Source organism: Devosia sp., assembly GCF_035944845.1.
Taxonomy (GTDB): Bacteria; Pseudomonadota; Alphaproteobacteria; order Rhizobiales; family Devosiaceae; genus Devosia_A.
In genome coordinates, this window is sequence record NZ_DASZAW010000136.1 from 23,154 (window position 1) to 33,540 (window position 10,387).

Below are 10,387 nucleotides of genomic sequence, written 5' to 3' on the forward strand. Positions count from 1 at the left end.
GCCAACCGGAAGCGAGCAAGCAGGGACCATGACGTTCAGCGATGACGAACTGAAGCATTTTGAGGATGTGGGCGCGGAACTGCCGCCAGGCGGCGTCTCGGCCTATGTCGAAAATGCTGGGGCGCAGATCTGGCATGCCAGTTTCGGCTCCGGCTCGGCGGTGATCCTGCTGCATGGCGGGCTCGGCAATGCCGGCAACTGGCAGCACCAGGTGCAGCCGCTGGTCGAGGCCGGTCACCAAGTGGTGGTGGTGGACAGCCGCGGCCACGGCCGCAGTTCACGCGACGAGCAGCCCTATAGCTACGAATTGATGGCGACCGACGTCTTTGCGGTGATGGACGCACTGGGCCTCAAGCGCGCGGCCGTCGTCGGCTGGAGCGATGGCGCCTGCACCGGCCTGATCATGGCCGACAAGGCGCCGGAGCGGGTCAGCGGGCTATTGTTCTTTGCCTGCAATGTCGACGAGAGCGGCACTTATCCGTTCGAGATGACACCGGTGATCGGCCGTTGTTTCAACCGGCACGTGAAGGACTACGAGCGGCTGTCGGCAATGCCCGATGCGTTCCAGCAGTTTGCCGACGCAGTCGGGCTGATGCAGCGGACGCAGCCGAACTATTCGGCGGCTCAGCTCGAGGGGATTCGGGTACCGGTGACGGTGGTGCAGAGTGAGCACGAGGAATTCATCCGGCCTGAACATGCGGCGTATCTGGCGCGGACGATCCCGGGGGCCGAACTGGTGATGCTGCCTGGGGTGAGCCACTTTGCGCCGCTGCAGCGGCCGGAGGTGTTCAACGGGGCAGTGCTGGTGTTCTTGGGCGAGCTGGGGGACTAGGCACTTCCTTAGCTCCCCTCCTCCTTGAGGGGAGCAGAGAGTTACCACGTGACTCTGAAACCCCTAGCTCCGCCAGTGCGCGACCGGCTCGCTCAGCGTCTGCAGGGCTTCCGCCGGTTCGCCCTCGATCCGCCGCAGCAGCAGGCGGGTGAGTTCCAGGCCGGCGGCGTAGACGTCTTCTTCGATGGTGTCGACGTTGGGGAAGACGGTCGACAGGATGTCCGAGGTCTGCTTGCAGATGAAGCGGATGTCGCGGCCGAGCAGCACGCCGCCATCTTCGAGGCCGCACAGCATCGAGATGGCGCGGGTTTCGCTGTCGCAGATGATGCCGTCCGGCCGGTCCGGCCGATCGGCAAGATCGCGGCCGAACTGCCGCATCTCGGCCGAGGCGGGGCGGATGCTGTCCTGCACCACAACCCGGCCCGTGACGCCGCGGCGGGCGGTGGCGCGCTCGAAGGTGCGGGCGATGTTGTGGTAGTTGTTGGTGGTGGCGTCGCCGACCGAGATCAGGATGTCGCGCGCCCCGGTATCGGCCAGCCGATCGACCGCCAGTTCGGCAAACGCCTCGGAATGGAAGTCGTGGAAGGCGTGCGGGGTGAAGAACTCGGTGCGGCCATGGCTGACGAACGGGAAATCGTGGTCCATCATCAGCTGCACGCGGCGATCGCGGGCACCGGTATGGGTGATGATGACGCCGTCGGCAGTGCGGTTCTCGAGGATGTAGCGCACCGTCTCGACCGACCGGCTGCGATCGAACTCCGGCATCACCGTCAGGTGGTAGCGGGTGCCGCTGATGGCATCGCCGATGCCGCGGATCATATGGCGGGAGAAATCGATGGCCTCGTCGGAGCCATCGAGCACCAGGGCGATGACGTTGGTCTTGCCGGTCCTGAGGCGTACCCCGGCGCGGTCCGGCACATAGCCGACCTGGGCGGCGGCTTCGGCCACCTTTTGACGAGTCTCCTGCTTCAGCGACGCGCCGCCACGCAGCGACAGCGATACCGTCGACAGGCTCAACCCGGTCAGTTCCGAAATGGTCTTCAGCGTTGCCCGCTTGCCCGATGGCTTGCGAATGCCCCTGCTGGCGTCTGGCCTGAACTTCGTCATCGTCGCTTCTTGAACCCCGCCTCCTCATACACCGGCCACCGGGGTGGCGGAAACTACAGAAAATTGCATCGATGCAAACGATACCAGCGGGTTTCCAGCGGACAAACCATCCATCAACTAATTGTTTTTCTTACATAAAATTTGCATGACGTCCGTCGCTCGAAGAATTCTGCACCAATCATTGCAACGTTGCAATAAATGCGCTTAGCTCGGGCCGCACTCAGGAGGTGCCGCGCAGCCCACGCATGAGGGTTGCGACGCCAAACCCTTGGAGGAGGAAATTCATGCTTAAACGGACTCTCTTGGCGTCTGCGGCCGCGCTGGCGCTGCTGGCGGCCACTGCCCCCGCACAGGCGGTGAGCATCATGTACGCTGAGTGGCTCAGCTCGCTGGTCGAGCCCGGTATCGCCAACTACGAAGCCGCGACGGGCGAAAAGGTCGAGGCGATCAAGCTGCCCGGTGCCGCCTATGACCAGCGCACCTCGCTCGATCTCGCGGCAGGTACCGCCGCCGACGTGATCCAGCTCGACTCGTTCATGGTTTCCGAGTTCGCTTCGTCGGGCTACCTTGAGCCGCTGACGGAATCGGGCAAGGGCTGGGACCAGTACCAGTACTACATGCCGGGCCTCCTGGACGTTGCGTCCTATGACGGCCAGGTCTACGCACTGCCGACCGACACCGACGTGCGCATGCTGTGGTACGACAAATCCAACTTCGAAAAGGCCGGCATTGCGCTGCCCTGGGAACCCAAGAGCTGGGCCGACGTGCTCGACGCGGCACAGAAGCTGAAGGACGCGGGGGTACAATATCCCTTCCAGCTGCCGGCCGGCATCAAGCAGGGCGAAGGCGCCACCATGCAGGGCTTCTACATGGCGCTGCTCGGCGCCGACGTGCCCGAGGGCGACCGCAACCGCCTGCTCAACCGCGAAACCGGCCAGTGGATCGGTGACAGCCCCGCGATCCGCAAGACGCTGGAACTCTATCGCAAGGTCTATCACGATATCGGCCAGCCGGCCGATCTCAACTACGCTGCCGACCCCGGCGCCGCGGTCCGCGAAGCACTCGCCAACGACCAGCTCGGCATCCTCGCTTCCGGCTCGTGGGAAGATGCGTGCCTGTGGGACTGCAACGGCGTGAACCTGCCGAGCCGCGAAGAGCGCGACGCCATGGTGGGCTGGACGCCCTGGCCGGGTTCGGGCGATCCGGGCACCAAGGCGACCACCAACATCTCGGGGGGCTGGACCATCGCGGTGAATTCCAAGGCCGCCGACAAGGCCAAGGCGTTCCAGCTGCTCACCACCATCTTCGACGTCGGCAACTTCAAGGACTGGACCATCAAGAACCACCGGATGGGCGTCCGCACCGACATCTCGGAGTCGCCCGAGTACATGGCCGATGCCTACCTCGCCAAGGCGACGGCACTCGCTGCCGACACCACCGGCCGCGACACCATCCCGGGCTACCAGACCGTTTCGGCGCTGGTGCAGACGATGACGACGGAAATCCTCGACGGCGCCAGCGTCGAGGACACCGTGAAGAACTACCACGACGCACTCGTCGACGAGTTCGGCGCGGACAAGGTGATCACGTACGAATAAGCGGCTCCTCCCGACGCGGCGGCGCCCAGACCAGCGGGCGCCGCCGTGACGGTTGACCTTGGCTTTGCCGGCGCGAAGCCTGTTTCGTCCTCTATTCGAACGAGCCGTCCATGAGACACCAGGCCAACCCCTGGATCACCAGCAACCTGTGGTTGCTCAGTGCCGCCATGCTGCCGGCGATCGCTCTGGTCGGCGCGCTGCTCTACTTCACCGGCTGGGCCTTCACCTTCAGTTTCACCGACCTGGGTTTGACTGGCCGCAAGGCGGTCGAATGGTCCTGGGTGGGCCTCGAGAATTACGAGCGGCTGTTCACCCGAAAGGGCTTTCTCGAGTCGCTCTGGACCACGGTGGTCTTCGTCTTCTTCTCGGCGATCGTCGGCCAGTCGGTGCTCGGGTTCCTGCTCGCGGCAACGCTGCGCGGCACGGTCTCGACCACCCGGAGCGTCGTCGAAATCTGCATCATGCTGGGCTGGCTACTGCCCGACATCGTCGCGGCGTTCCTGTGGTCCGCCACCACATCGCAGACCGGGCTGATCAATTCGCTGTTCGTCGTGCCGTTCGGGCTCAAACCGATCAACTTCATCAACGATTTCGCCCTGCCGGTCGTCACGCTCGCCAATATCTGGAAGGGCACGGCCTGGAGCTACCTGCTGTTCGTCGCGGCGCTCGACTCGGTGCCGAGGGAGATCATCGAGGCCGCCAAGATCGACGGCGCGACCCGCTGGCAGCGCGCCTGGCTCGTGGTGCTGCCGATCATCCGGCCGCACATTGCGACGAACCTGCTCTTCATCACCATCTGGACCTTCACCTACTTCCCGCTGATCTTCGCGATGACGGGTGGCGGGCCGGGGCGGCAGACCGAAACGCTGGCGCTGTTCCTCTACAACCAGAGTTTTGCCCGCGGCAATCTCGGCTTCGGCAGCGCCATCTCGGTGGCCATGCTGCTGATCGTCGGCGCCCTGTCCCTTGTCTATCTGCGCATGCTGCGGGAGCCCAAGTAATGGAACGTACGACGCTCTCGCGACCGATGGCGATCGCGCTCGCCTTCATGGCGGTGATCTGGGTCAGCCCGTTCGCCTGGCTGTTCAGCAATGCCTTCGATACCGCCGCGACCGGGCGGCTGGTCTGGCCGCAAAGCTTCGGCATCGACAATTTCATCGGCGCCATCGGTGGCGATGCGGGGCGCATGTTCCTCAATTCGCTGCTGATCGCGGCTGGAACGGCGACCATCAGCGTGGTGGTCGGGGCAGCCGCCGCTTACCCGCTGTCGCGCTTGCGGATGCCGGGCAAGAACGCCCTGCTATGGACGCTGGTGCTGCTGCGCATGCTGCCGTCGGTCGGCGTCCTGGTGCCGCTCTACTTCGCCGCCCAGCGGTCGGGGCTGCTCAACCAGTTCGGCGTGATGCTGGCGTTGAGCTGCCTCAACCTGCCGTTCACGCTGCTGCTGCTCAAAAACTTCTTCGACACCGTGCCGATCGAACTGGAAGAGGCGGCCTATGTCGATGGCGCTTCGCTCTGGCAGATCGTCACCGGCATCGTGCTGCCGATGTCGCGGGCCGGCCTCGCGGTGGTCTGGTTCTTCAGCTTCACCGGCGCCTGGAACGAGTTCCTGTTGCCGCTGATCTTTTCGCGCGTCGAGGCGGGGTTTCCAATGTCGGTAGGGCTCTACGGCGCGTTCGGGCGGATGGGGGCCATCGACTACGGCTTCCTTGCCGCCTTCTCCATCATTTATGCGGCGCCGGCGGTCGGCGTGTACTTCCTGCTGCGGCGGAACATGAACACCGGGTTCGCCGGTGTCGGGGTCAAGGGATAGCCTCAAATGAACACTCTTTCGACCAAGCTCGGTCTCCTCGACGATGACATCAAGCAGGAGGAGAAGCTGTTTCGGCTGTGCGCCGACCTCAAGGCCAAGATCCTGACCCCGATCGCGGGCGACTTCGCCTGGCGCTACACCGAGGCGGAGCTCGATGCGGGCGCCGCGCTCAAGGCGGACAGCCGCAGCTGGACAGCTTTCACCGACAAGACGGTGTGGGCGAAGAAGCAGGGACACACCTGGTTCGCCGCCGAGGTCACCGTGCCGCCGGCCGCCAAGGGCAAGACCTTCGTCCTGCGCTTTTCCTCGCAGTGGCAGGATCGGCCAGGCACCACCGACCCGCAGTGCCTCGCCTATCTCGACGGTCACGTGGCGCAGGCGATCGACGGCAACCACACCGAACTGGTGATCGCGCATGACGCGAAACCCGGAACCAAGCGCACCTTGCTGGTCAACGCCTTCACTTTCTTCGACCGGCCTCTGGTCGGCTTCAAGGTCGAGCTGCTGGTGCGGCACGAGCGGGCGGAGAAGCTCTACTACGATCTGTTGACCCCGCTCGAGGTGGCCACGCGGCTGACGCAGATCGATGGCCGTCGCCATGCGATCATGAACCTCGTCGAACAGTCGCTGCGGGCGCTCGACCGGCGTGGCGGGGTGACGCCGGAGTTCGAGGCCTCGCTCGGCGCGGCCGAAAAGATCGCCAGGAAGATCTACGCGCTGGTCGATACCGAAGTGCAGCCGACGGTATCGGCAGTGGGCCACACCCATCTCGATGTCGGCTGGCTGTGGCGGGTGATGCATACCCGCGACAAGACGGGCCGGAGCTTTGCGACGGTGCTGGCGCTGATGGCCGAGTACCCGCAATTCGTCTTCATGTACAACCAGTCGGTGCTGTTCGACTTTTTGAAGAAGGACTACCCGGAGATCTGGGCCGGGGTGGTCGAGCGGGTGAAGTCGGGGCAGTTCGAGATCGAAGGCGCCATGTGGGTCGAGCCCGATGCCAACATCGTCTCGGGCGAATCCATGGTGCGGCAGATCATGCGCGGCCGCCGCTTCCACCTCGAGCATTTCGGCGTGGTGCCGAAAACCGTGTGGCTGCCCGACACGTTCGGCTATTCGGCCAACATGCCGCAGATTCTCCAGCGTTCGGGGCTCGAGTATTTCATCACCTCAAAGCTCAGCTGGAACGATACCGACCGGCACCCCTACGACACGTTCTTCTGGCGCGGCATCGATGGCACCAGGACCAAGGCGCAGCTGATCACGGCGCAGAAGTTCGACAGCGAACGCATTTTCACCACCTACAATTCCGACCTCTCGGTGTCCGAGGTGATGGGGGCCTGGAAGCGTTATGAACCCAAGTCGGTGAACGACGAAGTGCTGGTCTGCTACGGCTATGGCGATGGCGGCGGCGGCCCGACCCGCGCCATGATCGAGCGCGGCACGCGGCTCGAACGCGGCATTCCGGGCGCGCCGAAGGTGAAGCTCGAAGGCATCGGGCCGTTCCTCAAGCGGCTGAGCAAGCGCATGGACGAGAACGCCATGCGCTTTCCGACCTGGAACGGCGAGCTCTACCTGCAATACCACCGCGGCACGCTGACCAATGTGGCCAAGAACAAGGCCAATAACCGGCGGGCCGAGCGGGTGCTGCGCGAACTCGAGTTTCTCAGCGCCATGGCGATGCGCAGCGGGGCGCCCTACCCCACCGAGAAGCTCAACGAGTTCTGGGAGCTGGTGCTGATCAACCAGTTCCACGACATCCTGCCAGGCACCTCGATCGCCGAAGTCTATGTCGACAGCGATGCCGAGTATGCCGGGCTGTTCTCGACGCTGGCATCGGGCAACGGGCCGTGGCACAGCGCGGCGAAGGCGGTGGCGCCGACTGGCAAAGGCCGGTTGCAGCTATTCAACTTCACCGGGCACCAGCGTGACAAGGCGCTGGTCCGGGTAGAGGGCGCCACCGAGGGTTCGGCGCTCAGCCAGGGCGACGCAGAACTGCCGCTGCAGAAGCTGGTTGGCGCCGATGGCAGCGTGACACTGGCAGCTCCGGCCGACCTGCCGTCGCTCGGCTGGGCCTCGGCGGGGCTGGTGGCCGGCGGCAACGCGCCGAAATCGAGCCTTTCGGCTTCGACCAGCAAGCTCGATAACGAATTCGTCCGCGTCAGCTTCGACAAGCAGGGCGAGATCACCTCGGTGTTCGACAAGCAGCATGGTCGCGAGTTGATCGCCAAGGGCGAGACGGCCAACCGGCTGGTCGCCTATGAGGACAAGCCGCTCAACTGGGACGCCTGGGATATCGACCGCTATTTCGAGGAGCAGTTCTGGAGGCTGTCGGACGGCAAGGCGAAGATCGAGGTGGTGGAGACCGGCCCCTATCGCGCGGCGCTCCGCATCGAGCGGCAGTATCTGAGTTCGAAAGTGGTGCAGGTGGTGTCGCTGGAAGCAGGCGCCAGGCAGGTGGAGTTCGACACTTTCGTCGACTGGCAGGAGCGCCAGACCGTGCTGAAGGCGGAATTCCCGTTCGATCTCAACATCTCCGAGATCCGCTCGGAGATTCAGTTCGGCCATGTGAAGCGCGCCACGCACCGCAATACCAGCTGGGACCGGGCCCGGTTCGAGGCCAGCATGCATCGCTGGGTCGATATCAGCGAGCCGGATTTCGGCGCCGCGCTGCTCAACGACAGCAAGTACGGCTATGACGCGATCGAACAGCTGGTGCGCATCACGCTGTTGCGCGGCGCCACCTTCCCCGACCCGGCATCGGACCGCGGCGAGCACCGCATCAAGTATGCGCTCCTGGTGCATGATGGGGTCAGCGACCTCGCCGGCGTGCCGGTAGCGGCCGAGCGGTTCAACAACCCGGTGGCAGTGATCGGCGACGTCTCGGCGCGTGCCTCCGGACCGATCGAGAGCACCAGCTTCTCCTTCGCTTCGGTCGACAAGCCGAACGTCACGCTGGAGACGGTGAAGAAGGCGGAAAACAGCGAAAGCCTGGTGCTGCGCGTCTTCGAGCACGCCAATGCCCGCGCCAATGCGACGATCAGCTTCGGCGTGCCGGTGAAATCGGCCAGGCTGGTCAACCTGATGGAAGAGGGTGGCGAGCCTATCGCTGTCACCGGCGACAGTGTGACACTGCAGCTGAGGCCATTCGAGATCGCGACACTGCTGCTGGAGGTCGACGCTTAGTCAACAAACTGCCATTGCTGCCGGCGCTGTCTCCGACCACGCCCTGGGCGACCTCAGTCACCCCCATCGATTGTCCTGATTGTCAGCGGCCGCCTCCCATCCCGGAGGCGGCCGCTTTCGTTTGCGCGAGCTCGAGGCAGCGTTGTTCAGATTTCTGCAAATTTGCAATGAACTATTGCAAGACAGATTTTCCGCTGTTAGCTTCCGGCACGATCCAAGCCGGGTAGGCAGCGAAATCAGCCAGCGAAGTCTGGTGGCCAGCTGCACGGGTGCGATCGGGACCGAGGAATCCTGAGGAGGAAAAACTGGACAACACGGTAGGACGTTTGTTTGCGGCGACCGGGCGCCTGACACGGCTGGCCCTTGCCACCACGGCGGTCGCGACGCTGGCGAGTGCGGCCATGGCCGAGGAACTGACCGGCACCATTACGGTGTGGAGCTGGACCAACCCGGGCAAGGGCATCGAAGCCGCCATTCCCGGATTCACGGCGTTGCACCCGGGCGTCACCATCAAGGTCGAGGATGTCGGCAACCCGGCGATCTGGGATAAGATCACCACCGGGATGGCGGCGGGGGGCGCCGGCCTCGCCGACGTGCTGAACATCGGCATCGACTATATCGGCAACTATATCGAGACCTTCCCCAACGGGCTCGCCAACCTCAGCACCATGGGCGCCAATGACCTCGCGGCGCAGTTCCCGTCGGGTATGTGGGCCAGCGGCTCGGGACCGGATGGTGCCGTCTACGGCATCCCCTACGAGGTCAACACTTCGGGGTTCTTCTATCGCAAGGATCTGTTCGAGCAGGCCGGCATCGACATCAACGCGATCGCCACCTGGGATGACCTCATCGCGATCGGCCCGAAGCTGAAGGAGGCCACCGGCGCCTCGCTGTTTGCGCTCGACAAGGCGGCCACCGTCGCCGACTCCGCCAACCTGTGGCAGTTGCTGACGGCGCTGCAGAACAGCTTCTACTTCAACGCCAATGGCGAGATCACCATGAACGGCCCGGCCGGGGTGCGTTCGCTCACGATCCTGAAGCAGGCCAACGACGCCGGCCTCGTCGCCGACGTGCCGGGCGGCTGGGACAACTTCCTGTTGACGGTGAAGGGCGAGATCAACGTTGCCGTGGTGCCCGCCGCCTCGTGGGCAGCCGGGGTGTTCGAGAGCCAGGCGCCCGAAATGGCCGGCAAGTGGGGCATCCGCCTGCCGCCGGCGGTCGAGCCCGGCGGGCTGACCGCCGCGATCTCCGGCGGCACTTACCTGTCGGTGGCCGAGACCAGCCCCAACAAGCAGGCGGCCTGGGAGTTCGTGAAATATGCCATGGGCACGCTCGAGGGCCAGCAGGCCGTCTACAAGGGCGGCGGCATGTTCCCGGGCTTCAAGCCGATGCTGGAGAGCGAAGGCTTCGTCAAGCCGAGCGACTATTACGGCGGCGCCGAGGTCAACCGGTTGTTCATCGACGAACTCGCCCAGAAGACCCCGACGGTGAACTACACCACCGACTACGCCCGGGCGCTCAAGGCCTATACCGACGCCCAGACCCAGGTGCTGCTGAGCGGCGCCGACCCCAAGACGGTGCTCGACGAGGCCGCCGCACTGGTCGCTGGCCAGACCGGCCGGACGATCGCCAACTGATACGCTCCGCCTGAGCGTTACGGCGGCAGGGTTATGGATTTCCTCCCGGCCCTGCCGCCACCCCATCCCTACTCAGGACTATCGCATATGGCGTACGCACGGGACTCTCAGTGGTCCTCCCCCGTGCAACGGGGGAGGGGGACCGCCGAAGGCGGTGGAGGGGGCGGCCGGAGGCGCCGGTGTTTGTGGTCGCCCCCTCCACCAGCTCCGCTGG

At 64.7% G+C, this 10,387-nt stretch carries 7 protein-coding genes; 6 read left to right on the forward strand and 1 reads right to left on the reverse strand.

What is annotated here, in order from left to right:
* Positions 1-28 precede the first annotated feature (28 nt).
* Positions 29-832: an alpha/beta hydrolase gene (locus VGV07_RS26395; protein WP_326871717.1), complete on the forward strand. Its 804-nt coding sequence runs from the start codon at positions 29-31 to the stop codon at positions 830-832.
* A gap of 63 nt (positions 833-895) precedes the next feature.
* Here the strand turns inward: VGV07_RS26395 and VGV07_RS26400 are convergent, their stop codons facing one another.
* The gene (locus tag VGV07_RS26400) at positions 896-1,939 is read right to left on the reverse strand and encodes a LacI family transcriptional regulator (protein ID WP_326871718.1); all 1,044 of its coding nucleotides are present in this window, start codon (positions 1,937-1,939) and stop codon (positions 896-898) included.
* Positions 1,940-2,223: 284 nt separating this feature from the next.
* Between VGV07_RS26400 and VGV07_RS26405 the strand changes: the two genes are divergently transcribed.
* From VGV07_RS26405 to VGV07_RS26425, 5 genes are all read left to right on the forward strand, one after another.
* Positions 2,224-3,537, forward strand: coding sequence for an extracellular solute-binding protein (locus VGV07_RS26405; RefSeq protein WP_326871719.1), 1,314 nt, complete (start codon positions 2,224-2,226; stop codon positions 3,535-3,537).
* 110 nt (positions 3,538-3,647) lie between these two features.
* Complete coding sequence (locus VGV07_RS26410) at positions 3,648-4,538, forward strand: sugar ABC transporter permease (RefSeq protein WP_326871720.1); 891 nt, start codon at positions 3,648-3,650, stop codon at positions 4,536-4,538.
* The gene (locus VGV07_RS26415; protein WP_326871721.1) at positions 4,538-5,350 is read left to right on the forward strand and encodes a carbohydrate ABC transporter permease; all 813 of its coding nucleotides are present in this window, start codon (positions 4,538-4,540) and stop codon (positions 5,348-5,350) included. The genes VGV07_RS26410 and VGV07_RS26415 overlap by 1 nt, the downstream gene beginning before the upstream one ends.
* 6 nt (positions 5,351-5,356) lie before the next feature.
* Complete coding sequence (locus VGV07_RS26420; protein WP_326871722.1) at positions 5,357-8,536, forward strand: alpha-mannosidase; 3,180 nt, start codon at positions 5,357-5,359, stop codon at positions 8,534-8,536.
* Positions 8,537-8,862: 326 nt separating this feature from the next.
* Positions 8,863-10,173: an ABC transporter substrate-binding protein gene (locus tag VGV07_RS26425; RefSeq protein WP_326871723.1), complete on the forward strand. Its 1,311-nt coding sequence runs from the start codon at positions 8,863-8,865 to the stop codon at positions 10,171-10,173.
* The last annotated feature ends 214 nt before the right edge of the window (positions 10,174-10,387 follow it).

Coding starts and splice junctions, on each gene's coding strand:
- VGV07_RS26415 (WP_326871721.1), top strand. CDS start 4,538: ATGGAACGTACGACGCTCTCGCGACCGATGGCGATCGCGCTCGCCTTC.
- VGV07_RS26400 (WP_326871718.1), bottom strand. CDS start 1,939: ATGACGAAGTTCAGGCCAGACGCCAGCAGGGGCATTCGCAAGCCATCG.
- VGV07_RS26420 (WP_326871722.1), top strand. CDS start 5,357: ATGAACACTCTTTCGACCAAGCTCGGTCTCCTCGACGATGACATCAAG.
- VGV07_RS26405 (WP_326871719.1), top strand. CDS start 2,224: ATGCTTAAACGGACTCTCTTGGCGTCTGCGGCCGCGCTGGCGCTGCTG.
- VGV07_RS26410 (WP_326871720.1), top strand. CDS start 3,648: ATGAGACACCAGGCCAACCCCTGGATCACCAGCAACCTGTGGTTGCTC.
- VGV07_RS26395 (WP_326871717.1), top strand. CDS start 29: ATGACGTTCAGCGATGACGAACTGAAGCATTTTGAGGATGTGGGCGCG.